The 22,450-nt window shown below is 64.6% G+C and carries 17 protein-coding genes; 13 read left to right on the plus strand and 4 right to left on the minus strand.

Annotated features, from left to right (window positions below):
- Window positions 1-122 precede the first annotated feature (122 nt).
- Window positions 123-1,949: a DUF882 domain-containing protein gene (locus FJ951_RS03840; protein WP_181165231.1), complete on the minus strand. Its 1,827-nt coding sequence runs from the start codon at window positions 1,947-1,949 to the stop codon at window positions 123-125.
- 469 nt (window positions 1,950-2,418) lie between these two features.
- Entirely contained in the window at window positions 2,419-3,954 is a 1,536-nt protein-coding gene (locus tag FJ951_RS03845; RefSeq protein ID WP_140513675.1) for a sigma-54 dependent transcriptional regulator, read from the minus strand.
- Between the two features lie 169 nt (window positions 3,955-4,123).
- On the opposite strand from FJ951_RS03845, the gene FJ951_RS03850 reads away from it, so the two are divergent.
- From FJ951_RS03850 to FJ951_RS03905, 12 genes are all read left to right on the plus strand, one after another.
- Window positions 4,124-5,962 (plus strand): M3 family oligoendopeptidase, encoded by a 1,839-nt coding sequence (locus FJ951_RS03850; protein ID WP_181172196.1) that lies wholly within the window; start codon window positions 4,124-4,126, stop codon window positions 5,960-5,962.
- Between the two features lie 376 nt (window positions 5,963-6,338).
- Window positions 6,339-7,064 (plus strand): proton-conducting membrane transporter, encoded by a 726-nt coding sequence (locus FJ951_RS03855; protein ID WP_140496270.1) that lies wholly within the window; start codon window positions 6,339-6,341, stop codon window positions 7,062-7,064.
- Window positions 7,065-7,257: 193 nt separating this feature from the next.
- The gene (locus FJ951_RS03860) at window positions 7,258-8,403 is read left to right on the plus strand and encodes an aminodeoxychorismate synthase component I (RefSeq protein WP_140513676.1); all 1,146 of its coding nucleotides are present in this window, start codon (window positions 7,258-7,260) and stop codon (window positions 8,401-8,403) included.
- Window positions 8,352-9,014, plus strand: a complete 663-nt coding sequence (locus tag FJ951_RS03865) for an aminotransferase class IV family protein (RefSeq protein WP_140513677.1) — start codon at window positions 8,352-8,354, stop codon at window positions 9,012-9,014. Before FJ951_RS03860 ends, FJ951_RS03865 begins: the two co-directional genes overlap by 52 nt.
- A gap of 3 nt (window positions 9,015-9,017) precedes the next feature.
- Window positions 9,018-9,941: a DUF3445 domain-containing protein gene (locus FJ951_RS03870; protein ID WP_140513678.1), complete on the plus strand. Its 924-nt coding sequence runs from the start codon at window positions 9,018-9,020 to the stop codon at window positions 9,939-9,941.
- A 109-nt stretch (window positions 9,942-10,050) separates the two neighbouring features.
- On the plus strand, window positions 10,051-11,496 hold the full coding sequence (locus tag FJ951_RS03875) for a homospermidine synthase (protein WP_140513679.1): 1,446 nt from the start codon (window positions 10,051-10,053) through the stop codon (window positions 11,494-11,496).
- Window positions 11,497-11,682: 186 nt separating this feature from the next.
- A complete protein-coding gene (locus FJ951_RS03880; protein WP_140496275.1) occupies window positions 11,683-12,060 on the plus strand; it encodes a hypothetical protein in 378 nt (125 codons plus the stop codon).
- A 203-nt stretch (window positions 12,061-12,263) separates the two neighbouring features.
- Complete coding sequence (locus FJ951_RS03885; RefSeq protein ID WP_140513680.1) at window positions 12,264-14,288, plus strand: bifunctional metallophosphatase/5'-nucleotidase; 2,025 nt, start codon at window positions 12,264-12,266, stop codon at window positions 14,286-14,288.
- Window positions 14,289-14,421: 133 nt separating this feature from the next.
- Window positions 14,422-15,486, plus strand: coding sequence for a ferrochelatase (gene hemH, locus FJ951_RS03890; RefSeq protein ID WP_140513681.1), 1,065 nt, complete (start codon window positions 14,422-14,424; stop codon window positions 15,484-15,486).
- A gap of 55 nt (window positions 15,487-15,541) precedes the next feature.
- The gene (locus FJ951_RS03895) at window positions 15,542-16,786 is read left to right on the plus strand and encodes an FAD-binding oxidoreductase (RefSeq protein WP_140513682.1); all 1,245 of its coding nucleotides are present in this window, start codon (window positions 15,542-15,544) and stop codon (window positions 16,784-16,786) included.
- Window positions 16,787-16,875: 89 nt separating this feature from the next.
- Window positions 16,876-17,826 (plus strand): SPFH domain-containing protein, encoded by a 951-nt coding sequence (locus FJ951_RS03900; RefSeq protein WP_140513683.1) that lies wholly within the window; start codon window positions 16,876-16,878, stop codon window positions 17,824-17,826.
- A gap of 24 nt (window positions 17,827-17,850) precedes the next feature.
- Complete coding sequence (locus FJ951_RS03905) at window positions 17,851-18,315, plus strand: NfeD family protein (protein WP_140496280.1); 465 nt, start codon at window positions 17,851-17,853, stop codon at window positions 18,313-18,315.
- Window positions 18,316-18,429: 114 nt separating this feature from the next.
- Here FJ951_RS03905 and FJ951_RS03910 read toward each other — a convergent pair whose 3' ends face one another.
- Window positions 18,430-19,431, minus strand: a complete 1,002-nt coding sequence (locus FJ951_RS03910; protein ID WP_140496281.1) for a KpsF/GutQ family sugar-phosphate isomerase — start codon at window positions 19,429-19,431, stop codon at window positions 18,430-18,432.
- A gap of 227 nt (window positions 19,432-19,658) precedes the next feature.
- Here FJ951_RS03910 and FJ951_RS03915 point away from each other — a divergent pair, with 227 nt between their 5' ends.
- Window positions 19,659-21,446 carry an outer membrane beta-barrel protein gene (locus tag FJ951_RS03915; protein ID WP_181167716.1) on the plus strand — a complete coding sequence of 596 codons (1,788 nt, stop codon included), beginning with the start codon at window positions 19,659-19,661 and terminating at the stop codon, window positions 21,444-21,446.
- 56 nt (window positions 21,447-21,502) lie between these two features.
- Here FJ951_RS03915 and galU read toward each other — a convergent pair whose 3' ends face one another.
- On the minus strand, window positions 21,503-22,417 hold the full coding sequence (gene galU / locus FJ951_RS03920) for a UTP--glucose-1-phosphate uridylyltransferase GalU (RefSeq protein WP_181165245.1): 915 nt from the start codon (window positions 22,415-22,417) through the stop codon (window positions 21,503-21,505).
- Between the last annotated feature and the right edge of the window lie 33 nt (window positions 22,418-22,450).

The following is a 22,450-nucleotide window of genomic DNA, read 5'->3' on the forward strand; positions in this document are numbered from 1 at the left end:
AGGCACCCGTGATCCCGCGGGGCCGGGGCCGGCTTCATGCATGCCGGTTGTGCCCGCACACAGCCGGCTGACAACGAAAAGCCGCGCCGGTTGCCCGGCGCGGCTTTCGGAATGCCCGGTCTTTACTTCGTCTGGAAGCGCGCGACGGACAGGAATTTTACGGCATTGCCGGTGAAACGGTTGGCATCCGCCATCTGGTCGCCCTGCTGGAAGCCGGCCGTGTAGACCTCGCTCGGCGGCGTGTGGACCACGTTGTAGGCGTAGCCCGGCGCCGTCGTGGCGCTCGAAACCGTCGCGACATTCTCGCCGCTGGTCAGCGCCCAGCGGGCGGCCTGCGGTGCGGCGGCAACCACGATGGCCTTGGGACCGGGTTTGAGGTCGCGGGCGGTGGCTCTGGCCTCCTTGCGGGTCGTCTTCACGCCGGCGCCGATCGCGGCGACCGGATCGGAACCGGCAGCGCGGGCGACGACGGCCTCGCGCGGCGATGCGGCATCGACGCCGGACGGGTCGTTGAAAGCCGAACGAGGCTCGGACAACGACGCAACCCGATAATAGTCAGCCTGCACGGGAAGCGCCTCGGCCTCGTCGAGCACGGCCTTGACCGCATCGGGCTTGACGGCATCGGCCTTGGCCGCATCGATATTGGTCATATCCGGCCGCGCGCTCGGCAGCACCGAGAAGGCATCGGTCGCGGTCTTGCCACGCTCGGCCGTCTCGGCCAGCGCCATCAGCACATCCTTGCTGGGCGCAGGCGCCAGCACCGCCGGCAACGTGTGTTCGGGGCGCCATGTCGGCAAAGGTATGTTGTTGGCGGCAACCTGCGCTGCATCGGCGGCGACCGCCGAGGGATCAGCCTTGCCGAAAGGCATATTCGCCGGCGTCTGCACGGTTGCCACGGTCTGTTCGGTGCTGGCCGTCGCATCCGCCATGCCGAAGGGAACATTCTCAGGCGGCTGCGCGCCGACGTCGACTTTCGGCCGCGGAGCGAAATCGGGCAGCGGGATGCTGCGTGCCGGCAACGCCGCGATGATCGTCTCGGGCGTATCCTTTTCTGGCTCCGGGGCCTGCTCCTCGGCGACCTGCGGGATCTCGGCGCGCTTGGCGTTCTCGGGCGCCACGATCGCTATCCCCGGCAGGGTGCCGCTCTTGGCGGTGCTCGCCGGTGCCGGCTTCACGCTTCTCGGCTTCGGTGCCGGCTCCGCGGATGCGACATCGGCGCTGTCGTCGGCCTCGTCGTCGCCGCCGCCGAAGAAGGCAGCCAGCAGTCCGCCGGACCTCTTGGAACCGCCGCCGGCGCTGGCCAGCTCGATGGCGGCGCCGCCGGAACCCTTGCGTGCCTTATACGAGGCAAGCGCCTGCTCAAAGCCGGGCAGCGGCCGGCCGTCGCTCGGCACGTGCAGCGTCTTGCCGTTCGGGAACAGGCTCACCAGTTCCTGTCGGCTGATGCCGGGCCAATGGCGCACATTGCCGACGTCCATGTGGACGAACGGCGAACCGGATCTCGGATAGTAGCCGACGCCGCCGCCCTGCATCTTGAGCCCGATATTGCGCAGCTTCTTCAGCGGCACGCCCGGAATGTAGAAGTCCATCGCCTTGCCGAGCATGTGCTGGCTCTTCTCGGCGACACCCTTGCTGCGACTGCGCAGCATCGAGTTCGTCGACGGCGAGCGATAGCCGCAAACCACCTGGATATAGTCGGTGGCGCCGCTTTCCCGATAGGCTTCCCAGACCAGGTCCAGCAGGCGCGGGTCCATCTTGGTCGGCTCGTTGCGGCGCCAGTCGCGCAGGATGATGTTGATCTTCCTCAGCCCGGCCTGATCGTAACGGCCGTTGCGCTTGTAGACGATCTCCGCCTTCTCGTGCGTGTGGAGGTGGTAGAGCTTCAGCGAACGCACTTCGGCCCTGGCGCCGGTTGCGGCAGCGGCAAGAAAACCAAATGCGACAATCATGGCCGCCAGCCACTTCGGCCAGACGCTCAAATGATAGTGCCGCCCGTTTGTGTGTCGTTCGATTCTGTTCAAATCAAAAGGCCTTGCAGGCTGCCGTTTGTCCCCGGATTTGCCCAAACGGACGTGTCGTTGTCACATCCGAATATCGATCCTAATGGTTAATCATCGCTTATTGAAGCCGAAATGCGGTAAGACCGTGGCGATATCCCGCCAAAAATTGTCCACAAGGTTTCTTGGTAAACCGCTGGTTTAGATCATGATTCCTCGTTTGGCCGAAACACGATCTGTTACCGTTAGCCTTAATGCGTGAACGGGACCGTCGGGGACGTCGCCATCGGCGCGCCACACTCCGGTCCAGTCAATGCACCGGCGACATGATGGCAGCGCAAGCTGGTCCCGGCCTTGCGTGACCGCACTCGGGCCGACCGCTCTCAGGCCGGACATCGGGCGGCTGTGCGCGATAGCGCCCTCAGGAAGCGAGCCGGTCGAGCCTGCCGGTTTCCGGATCGATGCCGTATTCCTTGAGCTTGCGGTAAAGCGTCGAGCGGCCGATGCCGAGGCGGCGGGCGACTTCGCTCATCTGGCCGTTGTAGTGATCGATGGCGAGCTTGATCATCTCCAGTTCGACATCCGCCAGGGCGCGCACATTGCCGCGTTCGTCGAGCGCGCGCAGCGTGCCGAAGCGTGGCTGAAGCCGCATCGGCGATTCGGGTTCGGCAGCCGAAACGCCCTCGCCGGCCAGCGCCCGCTCATCGCGCGGTTCGACAGCCAAGAGCGGCCCGGCCGGCGCGATGTCCACATCGAGGCGGACCGTGCCCTCCACCTGGGCGCGGATTTGCGGGAAATCCTCGACGCCGAGCACATCGCCTTCGCACAGCACCGAGGCGCGGAAGACGGCATTTTCCAGCTGCCGGATATTGCCGGGCCAGTCATAGGCCTGGAGCACGGCGAGCGCCGCCGCCGAAATGCCCCGCAGGCGATGGCGCGGGTCCGCCGGAGCCACCTTCTCCATGAAATGTGTGACCAGATCGGGAATGTCGTCGCGGCGGTCGCGCAATGGCGGCACATAGATCGGGTAGACGTTGAGCCGGTAGAACAGGTCCTCGCGGAACTTGCCGTCCTTGACCTGCTGCAGGAGATTGCGGTGCGTCGCCGAAATCAGCCTGATGTCGACCCGGACCGTGGCGCGGCCGCCGACCGGATCAACCTCGCCATCCTGGACGGCGCGCAGCAGCTTGACCTGCACGTCGAGCGGCAGGTCGCCGATCTCGTCCAGGAACAGCGTGCCCGAATGCGCTTCGACGAATTTGCCGGTGTGCTTCTCCGTAGCTCCGGTGAACGAGCCCTTCTCATGGCCGAACAGGATCGATTCGACCAGATTGTCGGGAATGGCGCCGCAATTGACGGTGACGAAAGGTTTCGAGCGGCGGTCGCCGCTGCCCTGTATAGCGCGCGCCACCAGTTCCTTGCCGACGCCGGATTCGCCCTCGATCAGGATCGGGATGTTGGATGCCGCCGCTTTCTGGCCGAGGCGGATCACCTTGTCCATGGCGGGACTGTGCGTGATCATGTCCCTGAAGGTCAGCAGCCCGCCGCGCCGGCGCGACGTGCGCTTGACCTCGCCTTCGACAGCCTCGACCTTGAGCGCGTTGGCGATCGAGGCCTGCAGCCTGTCGGGAGAGGCCGGCTTGACGACGAAGTCGAAGGCGCCGTGGCGCATCGCCGAAACCACGGTCTCGATGCCGCCCTGGGCGGTCTGCACGATGACCGGGATGGTGATGCCGCGCTCGCGCATCGCCTTGAGCACGCCGATGCCATCGAGATCGGGCATGACCAGGTCAAGGATGACCACCGACACGTCGCGGGCGCCGGGTCCGTCGAGGGCGTCGAGGCCGGCAGCGCCCCCGTCGACCACGATTGCGGTGTGGCCGAACCGCGTCACCGCCGCCTCGAGCAGCCGGCGCTGCACGGGATCGTCATCGACTATGAGTATGGAACCTGTCATGACTGTCTTGAGCCGCCCGCCTGATATCCCCATGGACCATCTTGGCACAGGGTTCTAAATAAGGTTTCAAAAAACCCGGTGAACGAATTCCTTAGGATTTGACCGGCTTCTCCGTTCTCCTTGATTCTGGCCCTGGCCCGGCCACTTGATTCAAAAGAAGGTATTGTCGATGCGCGTGATGTTTGATCGGCGGCTTGCGGCGCCAGCTTCCGGTCAGGGCGCCGCCGAGCTTGGCGATCTGCCGGAATGGAATCTTACCGACCTCTATGCGGGCATGGAGGCGCCGGAGTTGAAGCGCGACATCGCCAAAGCCGCCGCCGATGCGATCGCCTTCGAGAGCCGCTGGAAGGGCACGCTATCCGCCGAGGCCGAGCGCGGCAGCGCAGGCAGGCTGGGCGAGGCGCTTGTCGCCTATGAGGCTCTGGAAGAGCTGATCGGCCGCATCGTCTCCTATGCCGGCCTCATCTACGCCGGCAACACCGCCGATCCGCAGCGCGCCAAGCTCTATGGCGACATCCAGGAGAAGATGACCGACGCCAGCGCGCATCTTCTGTTCTTCGCGCTCGAACTGAACCTGATCGACGACGCGGCCATCGAGGGCGCGCTCGCCGCCGACCCCGCCTTCGGTCATTACCGGCCCTGGGTGCTCGATCTGCGCCTGGACAAGCCCTATCAGCTCGAGGATCGCGTCGAGCAGCTGTTCCACGAGAAGTCGATCACCGGGCGCGGCGCCTGGAACCGGCTGTTCGACGAGACTATGACGGACCTGCGCTTCGACGTCGACGGCGAGGAGCTGACGCTGGAACCGGCCCTGAACCGATTGCAGGATGCCGACGGCGAGGTGCGACGCCGCGCCTCCGAGGCGCTCGCCCAGACCTTCCGGAGGAATTTGCGCACCTTCACGCTGGTCACCAACACGCTGGCCAAGGACAAGGAAATCTCGGACCGCTGGCGCGGTTTCGAGGACATCGCCGATGCACGCCATCTCGCCAACCGCGTCGAGCGCGGTGTGGTCGATGCGCTGGCTTCGGCGGTGCGCGAGGCCTATCCGCGCCTGTCACACCGCTATTACCGGATGAAGGCGCGCTGGCTGGGCATGGAGGTGATGAACCACTGGGACCGCAACGCGCCGTTGCCGGAGACGCCGCAGGCGGTGATTGGCTGGGACGAGGCCAGGAACACGGTGCTGTCCGCCTATCAGCGCTTCTCGCCCGAGATGGCCGAGATCGCGCGGACTTTCTTCGACCGCAACTGGATCGACGCGCCGGTGCGCCCAGGCAAATCCCCCGGCGCCTTCGCCCATCCGACCGTGCCTTCGGCGCACCCCTACGTACTGCTCAACTACATGGGCAAGCCGCGCGATGTGATGACGCTGGCGCATGAGCTTGGCCATGGCGTGCATCAGGTGCTGGCCGGCGGCCAGGGCGCGCTGATGGCCTCGACGCCGCTAACGCTGGCCGAGACGGCGTCCGTTTTCGGCGAGATGCTGACCTTCCGCTCGTTGCTCGAGCAGACCACCGACAGGCGCGAGCGCAAGGCCATGCTCGCCCAGAAGGTCGAGGACATGATCAACACGGTCGTGCGCCAGATCGCCTTCTACGAATTCGAGCGCAAGGTGCATGCGGAGCGCCGCAACGGCGAACTGACATCCGACAGGCTCGGCCAATTCTGGCTGGAGGTGCAGGCGGAAAGTCTGGGCCCGGCGATAAAGTTGCGCGACGGCTACGAAGTCTTCTGGACCTACATCCCGCACTTCATCCATTCGCCCTTCTACGTCTACGCCTATGCGTTCGGCGACTGTCTGGTGAACTCGCTCTACGCGGTCTACCAGAACGCCGAGCGCGGCTTCCAGGACAAATATTTCGAGATGCTGCGCGCCGGCGGCACCAAGCATCATTCGCAGCTTCTGGCGCCTTTCGGCCTCGATGCCACCGATCCCGCCTTCTGGCAGATCGGGCTTGGCGTGATCAGCGGCTTGATCGACGAGCTGGAAGCGCTCGACAACTGAGGCGTCTTCTGTACGTCGTCCCCACCTGCTCAGAACAGTTTAGCCGGAATGCATATTGGGCCCACACTATTCTTGGTCTAAATATCTGTTCTTGAATAACTCTCTTTCGTAGTTTTCCCATAGCTTTCCATAAGCTCTATGATAGCCTCCCCGCCAAGCTCAGCCGGAGCATGCGGGTCGGGCGGGGAAGTCTCAGCCGATCGCGGCGTTCCGGTGCACGCGACGACGGCCATTGGCCATGGCTTGCAAAGCCGACGCCGACGGCTCGACTGAGGCCGGCTGTTCCGCAGGCGGCCGAACCATCATCGAGTAGTCCTTCGCCGAAGGTCATTAAGTCCAATGCCGCGGCAGACGGATCTGACTGGAGAGAGAGACAATGGGCACTTTTTTCTACATGCTCCTGGCGTTCCTTGTGGGTGTGCTGGTTGGCTGGTTCATCTGGGGACGCCTGCGCGGTGAGCTCGACAGCTTGCGCGGCGACCTCGACCGCACACGCAGCGAGCGCGACCGGCTGCGGGCCGACAGCGATCGCCTGACCGGCGAGTTGGATGCCTGCGGGCGCACCCGCGCCGATCTCGAGCGCCAGCTGCGCGAGGCCTCGACCGGCTCCGGCCCGGCAAAGGCGGCGGCGCCGGCGCCGGCCGCCTTGATGTCGACGCCCACCCCTGCCAAATCCGCTCCGGCGGCCAAGCCGGCGCCCAGGAAGCCGGCTGCGGCCAAGGCCGCTTCCAGCGCCGCGAAGACTGGCGCGCCGAAGGCCGCTGCCGCCAAGGCGGCACCCAAGGCCAGCGTGGCGCCCAGGAAGGCGGCACCGGCGAAGGCCGCGCCGGCCAAGGCGGCTTCCGGCAAACCCGACAATCTGCGCCGGCTGATCGGTATCGGCCCGGTCAACGAGAAACTGCTCAGGGCACAAGGCGTCACCAGCTTTGCCCAGATCGCCGCCTGGACAGCCGCTGATATCAAGCGGATCGAGGACGTCATGAATTTCGACGGCCGTATCGCGCGCGAGCGCTGGATCGAGCAGGCCAAGCTGCTCGCCGCCGGCAACGAGGCGGAATTCGCCAGGCAGTTTCCGTCGGCTGGAACCGCCAGCAACACCTGAGCGACAGGGCAGATCCGACGATTGCGGCCGGCGGCGCGAACGAAGCGCCGCCGGTTTGCTTTTGGCCGCAAGGTCTGCCCACGGATCGGGCGACAGGTCGGGTTTAAGTGGCAAGGTGCCGCTCCCTCGATTGCGCGCGGCTGCCCCCCCATATAGAGCCATCATTGGCTTCATCGATCCACGCCCGAGTTCCATGCCCCTGCCCGCCGCAATTTTCCGCAATGACGAAAGCGCGCGCCAGCTCGTTTTCGACCGACCGGACGACATCATCACGGCGCACGAGGCCCGGGATTTCTCGGCCGCGCTGCAGGCGGCCCAGGCCGCGCATGATGCCGGCAAGTGGCTTGCCGGCTACTTCTCGTACGAGGCGGGCTACCTGCTGGAGCCGAAGCTGGTTCCGTTGCTGCCGGCCGGGCGCCGCGCCCCGCTGGTCTGCCTGGGCGTCTTTGACGCGCCGGTGCAAGAGCCGGTGCCGCCCCGTAAGGCGGCGGCGACCAACGGCCCGATCTTCGATGCAAGGGCGACATGGTCGTTCGAGGATTACGAGAAGCGGTTCTCGCGGCTGCACCGGCACATCAGGCAAGGCGACTGCTACCAGGGCAACCTGACCTTCCCGGTGCATGCGCAATGGTCGGGCGATCCGCTCGCCGCCTTCGACGCGCTGACCGAACGCCAGCCGGTGAAATATGGTGCCCTGGTTTCGCTTGGCGATCCGGTCGTGCTGTCGCGCTCACCCGAACTGTTCTTCGAGATCGACGCCCAGGGCATGGTCGAGACCCATCCGATGAAAGGCACGGCGCCGCGTGGTGCGACGGAAGCCGACGACGAGCGCCAGAAAACCTTCCTGCGCAATGATGAGAAGAACCAGGCCGAGAACCGGATGATCGTCGACCTGCTTCGCAACGACATCTCGCTGATCAGCGAGGTCGGTACGCTGGAAGTGCCAGAGCTGTTCCGCATCGAGACCTATCCGACCGTCCACCAGATGGTGAGCGACGTCAGGGCGAAGCTGCTGCCGGGCCTCACGATCCGCCAGATTTTTGCAGCGCTGTTTCCCTGCGGCTCCATCACCGGCGCGCCGAAAATCCGCGCCATGGAGATCCTGCATGACCTTGAAGGCACGCCCCGCGATGTCTATTGCGGCGCCATCGGCTGGATCGCGCCCGGCGGCACGATGCGCTTTTCCGTGGCGATCCGCACCATCTCGCTCTTTCCCGGCGGCGAGGCCGTCTACAATGTCGGCGGCGGCATCGTCTTCGATTCAACCGCGCAGGAGGAGTATCAGGAGTGTCTCTTGAAAGCCCGCTTCGCGACGGGAACGCCGCCGGTTTCGAATTGATCGAGACCATGCGCTGGGAGCCGCCCATGGGCTTCCTGCGCTTCGAGCGGCATCTGGCGCGCCTCTATGGTTCGGCGGCCGAACTCGGTTTTGCCTGCGACCCGCAAAGGATCGGCGACGTGTTGGGCAAGGCTGTCGACGGCGCGTGCAACGCCTTGCGCACGCGCCTGGCTTTGGCGCGCAGTGGCGACACGGCCGCCTCGGTCCAGCCCTATGAGCCGCTCGCCGCCGATAAGGTCTGGACGCTGCGGCTGGCGCGCACGAGGCTCGATTCGAACGACATGCTGCTGCGCCACAAGACCAGCCACCGGCAGGTCTACGCGCATGCCCGCGCCGAATACCTCATCACCCAGGCCGACGAAGTGCTGTTGGCCAACGAGCGTGGCGAGATGTGCGAAGGCACCATCACCAATGTCTTCGCCGATTTCGGCGACGGCATGCTTTTGACGCCCCGCCTCGATTGCGGGCTGCTGCCTGGCGTATTGCGCGGCGCGCTTCTGGATGAAGGCCGCGCCCGCGAGGCGATCTACAGCTTTGACGACTTGAAATCCGCCAGGGCGCTCTATGTCGGCAATTCACTGCGCGGCTTGATCCCGGCAAAACTGATCTGAAGCATGACATCGCTGCCCACCCACACGCCCTATGATGGCTCGTCCAAGCTGTTCACCATCGGGCTGAAGCCGCTTGCCCTGGCCGACTGGATCGAAGTCGACGAACATCTCCTGCCGTTCCTCGCCGAGAAGCAGCGGCTCTATGCCGAAATGCCCGGCACCGTGTTCGTCGAGGAAGACGGCACGCGCGATGCCCAGCGCGAAGTGCTCGACCTGCTCGAAGCGCACTTGCCGCGGGCATTTCCCGAGACCCATCGGCGTGCCAGTGGCGGGGTCGAGGTGATCGGCGCCGCCGGCAATCCCGAGGGCGACTTCGCCAAGGCGCCGCTTGTCGCGGCCTCGCTGCTCGTCCAGGAAGACCTGATCCTGATGCGCCGCGGCGAAGACGGCTGGCGGCTCGCCGCCGGCTCGCTCTGCTTTCCCTCGTCCTGGTCGCTGCTCGAAAAATTCGGCAAGCCGTTGCAGCAGATCCATGCGCCTGTGCCGGGTTTTGGCCCTGGCACGCGGCCGGCCGAGCTGATCAACCGCATGTTCGACGGCCTCCAGGGCCAGGCCGTGGAGCGCTACAACTGGTCGATTCAATCGGGCGATGCGCTCTACCACCCGCTGTCCAATGTCGAGCGAAACGAGCGCGCCGCCAGCCGCCCGTCGCGATTTGCCGATGGCGACGCCAATGCCCACGCCTTCATCCGCGTCGAGCGGCAGACGCTTCGAAAACTGCCCGTCTCGGGCGACATCCTGTTCACCATCCGCATTCATCTCGACCCGCTGGCGGCGTTGGCGCATCACCCCGACCGGGCGACGCTGGCTCCGGCTTTCGCTGCCCAGCTCGAAGCGCTCGACATCGCCCAGCTCGATTACAAGGGCTTGACATCAGACCGCGACCGGCTGGTCGGCGTCCTTAACCAAATGGCGAACGCCGCCTGACCGGCGGTTGGCGCTTTTCACTGGTTTATGACAATGATCTGTGATGTAGCGCATGCCCGTTGGGCGAGAATGCCCGGGTTTGCACCTGTCTGAAGGAGTGCTCGATAAAATGGCGAATGAAAACTGGCCCGTTTACGGTGAGATCACCGGCCCTGTGGTGATGATCGGCTTCGGCTCGATCGGACGGGGCACGCTGCCGCTGATCGAGCGCCATTTCAAGTTCGACAAATCGCGCATGACGGTCATCGACCCGCTCGGCACCGACCGCGCGCTGCTCGACGAGCGTGGCATCACCTTCATGCAGGATGCGGTGACCGAGAAGAATTACAAGAAGCTCCTGACCCCGCTTCTGACCAATGGCGGCGGCCAGGGTTTTTGCGTCAACCTGTCGGTCGACACCGGCTCGGTGGATCTGATGCGGCTCTGCCGCAAGCTCGGCGTGCTCTACATCGACACGGTCGTCGAGCCATGGCTCGGTTTCTACTTCGATGCCGAGGCCGACAATGCCAGCCGCACCAACTATGCGTTGCGCGAGTCGCTGCTCAAGGAAAAGCACGACAAGCCCGGCGGCACGACGGCGGTCTCCACCTGCGGCGCCAATCCGGGCATGGTCTCGTGGTTCGTCAAGCAGGCATTGGTCAACCTGGCCACCGATCTCGGCCTCGAGTTTTCGGAACCCGCGCAGGAAGACCGCGAGGGCTGGGCGAAGCTCATGAGGAAGGCCGGCGTCAAGGGCATCCATATCGCCGAGCGCGACACCCAGCGCACCAAGAAGCCGAAGCCGATGGACGTGTTCTGGAACACCTGGTCGGTCGAGGGCTTCATCTCCGAGGGCCTGCAGCCCGCCGAACTCGGCTGGGGCACGCATGAGAAATGGATGCCCAAGAACGGCAAGAAACACAAACATGGTTCCAAGGCCGCAATCTATCTGGAGCAGCCCGGCGCCAACACGCGCGTGCGCTCGTGGTGCCCGACGCCAGGTGCCCAATACGGCTTCCTGGTGACCCACAACGAGGCGATCTCGATCGCCGACTTCTTCACCGTGCGGTCCAAAAAGGGCAAGGTTCAGTACCGCCCGACCTGCCACTACGCCTATCATCCCTGCAACGACGCGGTGCTGTCGCTGCATGAAATGTTCGGCGCTGCCGGCAAGGCGCAACCGGTACACCATGTGCTGGACGAAAACGAACTGGTCGACGGCGTAGACGAGCTCGGCGTGCTGCTCTACGGCCATGACAAGAACGCCTACTGGTACGGCTCGCAACTGTCGCTCGCCGAAGCGCGCAAGCTGGCGCCTTACCAGAACGCCACCGGCATGCAGGTCACCTCGGCGGTTCTGGCCGGCATGGTCTGGGCGCTGGAGAACCCCGAGGCCGGCATCGTCGAGGCCGACGAGATGAACTACAAGCGCTGTCTGGACGTGCAGTCGCAATATCTCGGACCGGTGAAGGGCTATTATACCGACTGGACGCCGCTCGATAATCGGCCCGGCCTGTTTCCGGAGGACCTCGACCGGAACGACCCGTGGCAATTCCGCAACATCCTGGTGCGATAGCGTCGCGCCAAGCATGCCTCACTGCCTTGCAATCGCCCGGAAATCGGGCGATTGAAGGATGCGGACGGGAGCAAGCCGCGTCCATCTGGACGCATGAACTACGCTCTTGAAACTTGGATGCATGCACCGTGCTTTCCGAAAGTCGTTTTCCGATTTCGGGCCGACGGGCGAGGAGAGGATTTTTACATGACCATTGCGCGCAAGATTCTTTCGATGAGTGTTGCGGCGGCCACGATGGTGGGGCTGGCCGCTTGTGCAACCAGCGGTCCCGACGAGCCGTCGATAGGGGCCGCGCCGAAGGGCGTCGAAGGCTCCTGGATCGACGCCAAGGGCACCGGTCTTTCGACCTTTGCCGGCGGAACCTTCACCACGGTAGCGACCGATACCGGCCAGAAGCTGTCCGACGGTACCTATACGATGACCGGCGCCACTTCGGTCGAGATCCACGGTACCTCGCTGATCCGGCAGACTCCGGTGAGCTTCAACTGCTTGCTGGTGTCCACCAGCCAGCTCAACTGCACCAGCGGCTCCGGCCAGAATTTCGTGTTGACCCGGCGCGCCTGAACCGCCAGGCATTCAGACATCCAAGGACGGCGGCCAATGGCCGCCGTCCTTTTTTGTGCCCCGCAGAGATCAACGGGGTTTTGCCCCGATTTTCCCTTGCATGCTCCGGAACGCGATGGGAACATGGCTGAAAAAGCCGGCTGTTAGAGACCGGTCAAGCAAGAGCGCTAAACGGCTCTGATCAGCCTATCCGGGAGACGAAGATGAAGAAGCTTGCCGCCATTGCCGCCCTTTCCGCGTCGACGCTGGGCCTGTCGGCCGGCGCATCTTTTGCCGATTACACGCTGAATATCCTGCACATCAACGACTGGCACAGCCGCATCGAAAGCAACAACAAATACGAATCCACCTGCTCGGCGGACGAGGAGACAAAGGGCGAATGCGTCGGCGGTGCCGGCCGGCTGGTCACGGCGATCGCGCAGGAGCGCAAGAAGCTGGAAGGCCAGAACGTGCTGTTGCTCAGCGCCGGCGACAATTTCCAGGGTTCGCTGTTCTACACGACTTACAAGGGCAAGGCCGAAGGCGAGTTCCTCAACGACATGAAGTTCGATGCCATGGCGCTCGGCAACCATGAATTCGACGACGGCGAAACGGCATTGGCGCCGTTCCTCGACATGATCAAGTTCCCCGTGCTCGGCGCCAATGTGAAAGCCAACGCGCAGTCCAAGCTCGGTGACCGCGTCAAGCCGTCCATCGTCGTCGAGGTCGGCGGCCAGAAGATCGGCATCATCGGCGCCGTCACCAACGATACGCCCGAACTCGCCACTCCCGGCCCCAACATCGCCATCGAGGACGACGTCAAGTCGATCACGGCCGAGGTCGAGAAGCTGAAGGGAGAGGGCGTCAACAAGATCATTGCCGTGACCCATATCGGCTACAACAGGGAGCGCGATGTCATAGCGAAGATCCCGGGCGTCGACGTGGTCGTCGGCGGCCACAGCCATACGCTTTTGTCCAACACCGATCCGAAGGCGGCAGGCCCCTATCCGACCATGGTCGACAATCCGGACGGCTACAAGGTGCCGGTCGTGCAGGCGGCGTCCTATTCGAAATATCTCGGAGAGTTCAAGGTCGTGTTCGACGACAATGGCGTCGTCAAGTCGGCGAGCGGCGACCCGATCCTCCTCGACAAGTCGATCACGCCCGATCCCGCCGTGCTCGCCCGCATCAAGGAGCTCGGCGCGCCGATCGAAGCGCTCAAGAACAAGGAAGTGGCCGAGACCACCGACGTCATCGACGGCAGCCGCGAGAGCTGCCGCGCCCGCGAATGCGCGATGGGCAATCTCGTCTCCGACGCCATCCTCGACCGCGTCAAGGGACAGGGCGTCGAGATCGTCATCTCCAATGGCGGCGGCCTGCGCGCCTCGATCGACAAGGGCACCGTCACCATGGGCGAGGTGCTGACCGTGCTGCCCTTCCAGAACACGCTGGCGACCTTCCAGATCTCGGGCAAGGACCTTGTTGCCGGGCTCGAAAGCGGCCTCAGCCAGGTCGAAGACGGCGCCGGCCGCTTCCCGCAGGTGGCCGGCCTGAAATACGCCTTCGACAAATCCGCCCCGGCCAATGCCGGCCGCGTCAAGTCTGTCGAGGTGATGGAGAACGGCGCCTGGACGCCGCTCAATCCCGACAAGGACTATCTGGTCGCCACCAACAACTATGTCCGCCAGGGCGGCGACGGCTACAAGGTTTTCGCCGAAAAGGCCAAGAACGCCTATGATTACGGCCCCGGCCTCGAACAGGTGGTCGCCGACTATCTCGGCGCGCACCGGCCCTACACGCCCAAGCTCGACGGCCGCATCACCGAGATCGCCGCGACGACAGCGGCCGCGCCTGCGGCGGAGCCCGCCAAGCCAGCCGAAGCAATGCCCGATCTGCCTGCCAACTCCGGCGATATCGCCAACACGCCGCCGGCCGTGTCGACCGAGGCCGCGCCTGCGCCCGCACCGGCAACGCCTGCCGCTCCGGCAACGCCAGCACCTGCGGAACCGGCAAAGCCTACCGAAGCCGCCCCTGCCCCGGCAACACCCGCGCCGGCTGAGCCGGCAAAGCCCGCCGAGGCCGCACCGGCCGAAACCAGCCATGTCATCGTCGCCGGCGATACCTATTGGGACCTGGCAAAGAAGGCCTATGGCGACGGCACCAGGTGGAAAGTCATTTCTGAAGCCAACAAGGGCTACGAGCCGCGCCGGCTTCCGGTCGGCGCCACCTTGACCATACCGCCGAGGTAACCGCCTTCGCCTTTGCGCGCAGGGACACCCGCCGAAACAGGGCGGGCGTCCTGTTTTTGGTAAGGTGCGGCCAGACGCTGCATTGAAAAGCAGCGCGGCGTCGCTACTTTCGCGCCGTGTTCGGAGACCCGCAATGCCGCCTTCCATCCCTGTCGACGCCAAGCCCGCGAGGACCGTGGGACCGAGACCGGCCGGACATTCGCCGGCCAAGGCGGGCAAGGTCGGCGTCATGCTGGTCAATCTCGGCACGCCGGACGGCACCGATTTCAGGCCGATGTGGCGCTATCTCCGCGAATTCCTGTCCGACCCGCGCGTCATCGAACTCAACAAGGCGATCTGGTATCCGATCCTCTACGGCCTCGTGCTGACCACGCGACCGAAGAAGTCGGGCGCCAACTATGCCAGGATCTGGAATCGCGAGAACAACGAGTCGCCGCTGCGCACCTATACCCGCGCCCAGGCCGAGAAGCTGACCGTGGCATTGCGCGACCTGCCCGACGTGGTCGTCGGCTGGGCGATGCGCTACGGCAATCCCTCGACCGCGAGCGTCGCCGAAAGCCTGGTCGCGCAGGGCTGCGACCGCATCCTGACCTTTCCGCTCTATCCGCAATATTCGGCCACCACCACGGCGACTGCCAATGACCAGTTGTTCCGGGCGCTGATGAAGATGCGTGCGGCGCCTGCCGTCCGCAGCGTGCCGCCCTACTATGCCGAACCGGTCTATATCGAGGCGCTCGCCCATTCGATCGAACGGCATCTGGCGAGCCTCGACTTCGAACCGGAGGTGGTCATCACCTCCTATCACGGCATCCCGAAACCCTATTCCGACAGAGGCGATCCTTACCGCGCGCATTGCCTCGAGACGACACGGCTGCTGCGCGAGAGGCTCGGCTGGAACGAGAAGAAGCTGATCACCACCTTCCAGTCGCGCTTCGGCGCACAGGAATGGCTGCAGCCCTACACCGACAAGACGGTGGAGAAACTGGCCAAGGACGGCGTGAAATCGATTGCCATCGTCAACCCCGGCTTTTCCGTCGACTGCATCGAAACGTTGGACGAGATCGGCCGCGAGGCGGCGGAAACCTTCCATCATGCCGGCGGCGGAAGATTCGCGCACATCCCCTGCCTCAACGACAGTCCCGAAGGCATGGCGGTGATCGAGGCGATGGTGCGGCGCGAACTGTCCGGCTGGATCTGAAACCGGGAACAATGGACGTTCCGGGGCGTTGAGGCGCGCCCTCCGGAGACCATCGATGCCCCGCAAGCTCGACCTCAGAAGCGGCCGGCCAGTCTGGTCCGCCTATCGGGCACCCGCTGTCCCGACAAGCGCTCTGACCCGTGACGCCAAGGCCGATGTGCTGGTGATAGGCATGGGCATCAGCGGCGCCATGATCGCAGAAGCGCTGACGGCGGACGGCCATTCGGTGGTCTGCATCGACCGGCGCGGCCCGCTGAGAGGGTCGACGTCGGCGACCACCGCCCTGGTGCAGTTCGAGATCGACCAGCCGCTGACGGCACTCGGCAGGATGATCGGCAAGGCCTCGGCGGAACAGGCCTGGCGGCGCTCGCGTCTGGCCGTTTCCAACCTTGCCGGCCGCATAGCCGAGCTCTCCATCAACTGCCGCCTGAGCCGCGCCCCCTCCCTCTATCTGGCCGGTACCGTGCTCGGCCCATCGCAGTTGCGTGACGAGACCGAGGCGCGGCGACAGGCGGGCATCGCCGCGACCTATCTCGCCCCTGCGCCGCTGGCTGCGCGATTCGGCATCGAGCGCGACGGCGCCATCCTCAGCCATGGCAACATCGCGCTCGATCCGCGCAAACTGACCGCCGGATTGCTGCTGAAAGCGCTGGAGCGCAAGGCGCGCCTCTACGCCCCGGTCGAGGCGACCACGATCGAAGACAGCGCCAAGGAGGTCGTCGTCGCCACCAGGGGCGGCCCCACAATCACCGCGCAGCACGTCCTGCTCGCGACCGGCTACGAGTTGACCGACATCGTGCCGGCAGCCGCCCACCGCGTCATCTCGACATGGGCCATCGCCACACGCTCGCAGCCGCGAAAGATCTGGCCGGACGCGGCCCTCATCTGGGAAGCGTCGGACCCCTATCTTTATGCAAGGGCGACAGCCGACGGCAGGGTGATCTGCGGCGGCGAAGACGAGGATTTTATCGACAAGGAACGGCGTGACGCGTTGATCGCCGGCAAGAGCCTGAGACTGGCCAGGAAGCTCGGCCGCCTGTTCCCGGATCTGGACACCAGGCCCGATTTTGCCTGGACCGGCTCCTTCGGCACCACAACCACCGGCCTGCCCTATATCGGCGCCATCCCTGGGCATCCGCGCATCCAGGCCGTGATGGGCTATGGCGGCAACGGCATCGCCTTCTCGCAAATCGCATCCGAAATCGTTTCTGCCGCCATCGCCGGATCGGAAGATACGGACGCAAGCCTGTTCGCCTTCAGCCACCGGCAGCAGCGACACAAACAATCCCTCATCACCTGATTGTAACGTTGTTGAAACACACTTAAGTGTTTGCTGAAGCCGGCTGCGGGAGAATGGCTCCCATGGCTTGCCTCTTGAGGGAGAGCCAAATGGATTTCAGTGGTTTCGATATCGCGATTATTGTTCTGGTCGCTCTTGTCGTGCTGGTGCTGTTCAAAGGCATAAAGACAATCCCGCAAGGCTACAATTATACGGTCGAACGCTTTGGCCGTTACACGAAAACGCTGTCGCCAGGCCTCAACCTCATCGTGCCGTTCATCGATCGCATCGGCGCCAAGTTGAACATGATGGAGCAGGTGCTCGATGTCCCGAGCCAGGAGATCATCACCCGCGACAACGCCATCGTCGGCGTCGACGGCATCGCCTTTTTCCAGATCCTCAACGCGGCGCAGGCGGCCTACCAGGTTTCCGGCCTGCAGAACGCCATCCTCAACCTGACCATGACCAACATCCGCACCGTGATGGGCTCGATGGACCTCGACGAGCTGCTGTCGAACCGCGACGCGATCAACGAGCGCCTGCTGCGCGTGGTCGACGAAGCGGCCCATCCCTGGGGCATCAAGATCACCCGCGTCGAGATCAAGGACATCAATCCGCCCGCCAACCTGATCGAATCGATGGGCCGGCAGATGACGGCCGAACGCAACAAACGCGCGCAGATCCTTGCCGCCGAGGGCCTCAAGCAGTCGCAGATCCTCGAGGCCGAAGGCCGCAAGGAAGCCGCCTTCCGCGATGCCGAGGCACGCGAACGCTCCGCCGAAGCGGAAGCCCGCGCCACGCAAGTGGTGTCGGAAGCGATCTCCAAGGGAGATGTGCAGGCGCTCAACTACTTCGTCGCCCAGAAATACACCGAAGCGCTGGGCAAGATCGGTTCGGCCACCAACAGCAAGATCGTGCTGATGCCTTTCGAAGCGTCGTCGCTGATCGGCTCGCTGGGCGGCATCGGCGAGATCGCCAGGGAAGTGTTCAAGGGCGACGGGCCGTCCGGCACGCAGCGGCAGGTCTCACGACCTCCGGTCGTCAGGCCGAGCGACAACTAATGCCTTTGTGAGTGGATCAAAACCATGATCGACCGCATCGTTTCCGAACTCGGCCCGTGGAACTGGATGGTTCTGGGCTTCGTGCTTTTGGCGATGGAAATCATCGCACCGGGCATCTTCATGTTGTGGACCGGCATCGCCGCGCTGATCGTGGGCGCGGTATCGCTGCTGGTCTGGGATGCGGCCAGCTGGACCTGGCAGGTCCAAGTGCTCGTCTTCCTCGCGCTGTCGCTGGTCTCGGCATTGGTCGGCAAGAAACTCATCGGCGGACGCGACGAGCCGACCGACCAGCCGCTGCTCAACCGCCGTGGGGCGCAGATGATCGGCAGGATGGCGACGCTGGCCGAGCCGATCCGCGACGGCCGCGGCCGCATCAAGCTCGGCGACACGCTGTGGCGCGTCTCTGGCCCTGACCTGCCGGCCGGCACCCAGGTGCGCGTCACCGGAGCCGCCGACACCGATCTCGAACTGACCGTCGAGCGAGTGTGAAACCGGCTCCGCGCTAGCGCAATTCCAGGAAAAGTGTGTACGGTTTTCCGTCCGGAATTGTGCAGAAACAAAGAGATAGAGCAGTTCGCCGTTTCCGTGAAACGGTGAACTGCCCTACGCAGCGCCGATGCGCAAAAGATCGTGCAGGTGGACGAGCCCGACGGGCTTGTTGCCCTCCACCACCATCAGGCTGGTGATGGCTGAATTGTTGATCGTCTGCAGTGCGGTCGCCACCAGCGTGTCCGGCGCCGCGGTCTTGGGAGATCTCGTCATCACCTGATCGACGGTCATCGCCGTCAGGTTGCTGCCTATGTGACGCCTGATGTCGCCATCGGTGACGATGCCGATCAGCGCGCCGTCGGCGGCGGTGACCGCCACGCAGCCGAAGCCCTTGCGCGACAACTCCAGGATCGCGTCCTGCATGCCGGTGCCCGAAACGACCAGCGGCAATCTCTCGCCGACATGCATGATCTCGCGGATCTGCATCAGGTTGGCGCCGAGCTGGCCGCCGGGATGGAAGGTGCGGAAATGATCGGGCGTGAAACCCCGCGCCTCGAGCAGGGCGATCGCCAGTGCGTCGCCCATCACCAGTTGCAGCAGTGCCGATGTCGTCGGCGCCAGGCCATGCGGGCAGGCTTCCGGCGCACGCGGCAGCAAAAGCACGACATCGGCGGCGCGCGCCAGCGCCGATGTCTCACCGGACGTGATTGCAATGAGCGGGATGGAGAAGCGCCTGGAATAGGCGACGATGCCCATCATCTCCTTGCTTTCGCCCGACCATGACATGGCGATGATGGCATCGTCCCTGGCGATCATGCCGAGATCGCCGTGATTGGCTTCAGCGGGGTGGACGAAAAAGGCCGGCGTTCCGGTCGAGGCCAGGGTCGCGGCGATCTTCGAGCCGATATGGCCGCTTTTGCCGACGCCGGTGACGATGACCCGGCCTTCGATCCTCGAGATCATGTCGACCGCTTCGGCAAAGGGCTTCGCCAGCCCGTTTTCGAGCGCCTCGGCCAGCGCTGCCACTCCCGCCTGTTCGGTCGCCACCGTTCTTAGCGCCGAAGCGATCGAGGCCTGTCTGTCCAACGGCTTCTTGTCGAGGGATCGCGCATCCATGGCCGATGCGATTAGCGCTTTGTGCCGCGCCTGTCCAACGGAAATGCCTCCCCCGACCGTCTAGGAGAGCGGTTCGAATGAACGAAGCGCAAGGTCACGAATGTCGAGGCCTGGAACAATGAGCGCTTGGAAAAGCAATCGCCCCCCGCCTCAACCCTCCGTTAACCATCCCCATTTACGGTTCGGTAAGTATGGCGCGCGCTCGCGCCGCGCAAGCAGTGGTGGCGATGTCCGGGGCCCAGTCAGAAAAGACGAGAAGGCGAAAGAGCAAGGCTGCCTGCGCCTTGCTGCTGGCGACCAGCATCTTCGGCCTGCCGCGACCGACGCTGTCCTTCGCCCAGGAAACGGAGCTGCGCGGCGAGGTCTCGGAATCGGCGATCCTGTCCGACCAGCAGCGCAAAGCGAGACTGGCCGCCATAGCCGGTCAGGGTCAACAGCAGCCAGCGAATGCCGCCGGTCAGGACGACACGCCGTCGCGCACCTATCTGCCCGCCAGCGCCGGCGCTGCTCCTGACGATAGCGGTGCCGCCTCGCCCACTGGCAGCATCTTCGACCCGCCGGCGGCCGGTGACGACGTGACCGCCGACAATCCGCCTCCGCCCAAACCACGCCGGCCATCGGCCACCGGGCAGGCCAATGCGGACAAGGCCGCCGACAGGGCGAAGACAAAGAAAAAGAACACCACCGCGACGACCGACGCGACCACGACCGCCAGCACGGCCGACGATGCCGACGCCACCGTCACCGGCACCGGCACCGGCACCGACCAGGAGACCGCCAACCGCCGCGCCGTCACGATCGACAGCGTCGACCGGCAGCAGCTCGATCCGGGCGCCGAACGCACCGCTTCCATCGAAGGGCAGAAGAAGAAAATCGAGGACGATCCGTTCGCCGCTCCAGGCATCAAATGGGGCTCCTTCGTCATAAGGCCGACGCTGGAGCAGGGCCTGACCGCCACCTCGAACGGCGATTCCAGCAGTGCCGGCAAAGCGGCGCTGCTGTCCGAGACGGCACTGCGCTTTTCCGCCGCCTCCGACTGGCGCGAGAACTCCGCGACCATTGATGGTTATGGCCTCTTCCGCGAGACCGTCTCGGGCTACCCGGTTCACAATGAGCAAGGCCGCATCGAAGGCCAGCTCAATGTCGACCTCGACAACGAGCAACGCGCCGTCGCCAAGCTCGGTTACGAGGCCGTGCCGGAATCGGCCTCGTCGCCCGACGCCATTGCAGGCGTCAGCAAGCAACCGCTGCGCCAGACCATCGACGGCAGCCTCGGCATCGAAAAGGACGTCGGCAAGGCGCAATACACTTTGACCGGCGCGGTCTCGCACGACTTCTATGGCGATGCCAAGCTTTCTGACGACACCTCGCTGTCGCAGAAGGATCGTAACTCCACGCTTTATACGGCGACCTTGCGCACCGGCTACGAAATCTCCCCTGCCCTTACGCCTTTCACCGAAATCGAGCTCGGGCGCAGGGCCTATGATCAACGCTTCGACAATGAAGGTTTCGAGCGTTCATCAACGCGGCTTGGTGCCCGCGCCGGCCTCGAGCTCGACATGGGCGAGAAGCTCGCCGGCGAGTTCTCGGCCGGCTGGCTGCGGGAAGCGATCGACGACGACCGCCTGGGGGCGATCGCGGGTGCCACCGTGGACGCCGACCTGAAATGGTCGCCCGAACGCGGCACCACGATCGGCCTGACCGGGCGGACCACGGTCGAGCCCACGACCACCGCAGGTGAAAGCGGCGACATCCTCTATTCCGGCCGCCTCACGGCCGAACGCCAGATCCGCGCCAACCTGACCGGCAATGCCGCGCTGGGCCTGGACTGGCGCGATTATATCGGCATAGACGGCCATGACAGGGTGCTGAGCGCCGAAGCCGGGCTGACATGGTGGCTGAACCGCTATGCCGGCCTCACCACCCGCGCCAGGACCGAGAAGCTCACCAGCAACCTGCCTGGCCGCGACTACACCGCCAACAGCATCTATCTCGGCTTGAAGGTGCAGCGGTAAGCGCGGGCCGCTAAGCTGCGTGCCGCATCCGAGACATCGGCCAGACAGCGCCTCCCTTAAAGCGCCGCCACAACGTCCTCCGAAGGCGCCATCTCGTCGAGAAGCCTGCGGATAACGCCGGCCATGCTCTGGTTCATGTCGTTGCGCCAGAGCGCGAAGGCCACATTGGCCTCGACGAACCCTTCCGGCGATCCGCAATCGAAGGTGCGGCCCTGAAAGTGGTAGCCGTAGAAGGGCTGCTGCTTCTCCAGCTTCAGCATTGCGTCCGTGAGCTGGATCTCGTTTCCGGCGCCCTTCTCCTGGCCTTCGAGGATTTTGAAAATCTCGGGCTGCAATATGTAGCGGCCATTGATGTAGAGATTGGAGGGCGCGGTGCCGGTCTTCGGCTTTTCCACCATCTCGGTGATGCGGAAGCCATGATGGGTGGCTTCGCCCCGGCCGACGATGCCGTATTTATGGGTCTCGGCGGGATCGCATTCCTGAACCGCGATGATGTTGTTGCCGGTCTCGGCATAGAGGTCGACCATGTCCCTCATGCAGCTCTTTTCCGACTGCATGATCATGTCGGGCAACAACAGCGCGAACGGCTCGTCGCCGACCAGTTCGCGCGCGCACCAGACGGCATGGCCAAGTCCGAGCGGCACCTGCTGGCGAGTGAAGCTGGTCTGTCCCGGCCCGGGCTGCAGCCGCTGCAGCCTGGCGAGCTGGTCGTCCTTGCCGCGCTGGGCGAGCGTGTCATAGAGCTCGAACTGGATATCGAAGTGATCCTCGATGACCGCCTTGTTGCGCCCGGTGACGAAGATGAAATGCTCGATGCCTGCCTCGCGCGCCTCGTCCACCACGTATTGGATGACGGGCCGGTCGACGACGGTAAGCATTTCCTTGGGGACGGCCTTGGTGGCCGGGAGAAACCGCGTGCCGAGACCTGCGACCGGGAAAACTGCCTTGCGAACTCTCTTCATGCCTTCAATTATCCGTTTGCAGGCCGGCTCCGCAATCCCGCG

This window comes from Mesorhizobium sp. B2-2-3, from assembly GCF_006442405.1.
GTDB lineage: Bacteria > Pseudomonadota > Alphaproteobacteria > Rhizobiales > Rhizobiaceae > Mesorhizobium.

Excerpts from the sequence above, each read along its gene's own strand:
- FJ951_RS03840 (WP_181165231.1), bottom strand. The coding sequence starts at position 1,949 with ATGATTGTCGCATTTGGTTTTCTTGCCGCTGCCGCAACCGGCGCCAGG.
- FJ951_RS03845 (WP_140513675.1), bottom strand. The coding sequence starts at position 3,954 with ATGACAGGTTCCATACTCATAGTCGATGACGATCCCGTGCAGCGCCGG.
- FJ951_RS03850 (WP_181172196.1), top strand. The coding sequence starts at position 4,124 with ATGCGCGTGATGTTTGATCGGCGGCTTGCGGCGCCAGCTTCCGGTCAG.
- FJ951_RS03855 (WP_140496270.1), top strand. The coding sequence starts at position 6,339 with ATGGGCACTTTTTTCTACATGCTCCTGGCGTTCCTTGTGGGTGTGCTG.
- FJ951_RS03860 (WP_140513676.1), top strand. The coding sequence starts at position 7,258 with ATGCCCCTGCCCGCCGCAATTTTCCGCAATGACGAAAGCGCGCGCCAG.
- FJ951_RS03870 (WP_140513678.1), top strand. The coding sequence starts at position 9,018 with ATGACATCGCTGCCCACCCACACGCCCTATGATGGCTCGTCCAAGCTG.
- FJ951_RS03875 (WP_140513679.1), top strand. The coding sequence starts at position 10,051 with ATGGCGAATGAAAACTGGCCCGTTTACGGTGAGATCACCGGCCCTGTG.
- FJ951_RS03880 (WP_140496275.1), top strand. The coding sequence starts at position 11,683 with ATGACCATTGCGCGCAAGATTCTTTCGATGAGTGTTGCGGCGGCCACG.
- FJ951_RS03885 (WP_140513680.1), top strand. The coding sequence starts at position 12,264 with ATGAAGAAGCTTGCCGCCATTGCCGCCCTTTCCGCGTCGACGCTGGGC.
- hemH (WP_140513681.1), top strand. The coding sequence starts at position 14,422 with ATGCCGCCTTCCATCCCTGTCGACGCCAAGCCCGCGAGGACCGTGGGA.
- FJ951_RS03895 (WP_140513682.1), top strand. The coding sequence starts at position 15,542 with ATGCCCCGCAAGCTCGACCTCAGAAGCGGCCGGCCAGTCTGGTCCGCC.
- FJ951_RS03900 (WP_140513683.1), top strand. The coding sequence starts at position 16,876 with ATGGATTTCAGTGGTTTCGATATCGCGATTATTGTTCTGGTCGCTCTT.
- FJ951_RS03905 (WP_140496280.1), top strand. The coding sequence starts at position 17,851 with ATGATCGACCGCATCGTTTCCGAACTCGGCCCGTGGAACTGGATGGTT.
- FJ951_RS03910 (WP_140496281.1), bottom strand. The coding sequence starts at position 19,431 with ATGGATGCGCGATCCCTCGACAAGAAGCCGTTGGACAGACAGGCCTCG.
- FJ951_RS03915 (WP_181167716.1), top strand. The coding sequence starts at position 19,659 with ATGTCCGGGGCCCAGTCAGAAAAGACGAGAAGGCGAAAGAGCAAGGCT.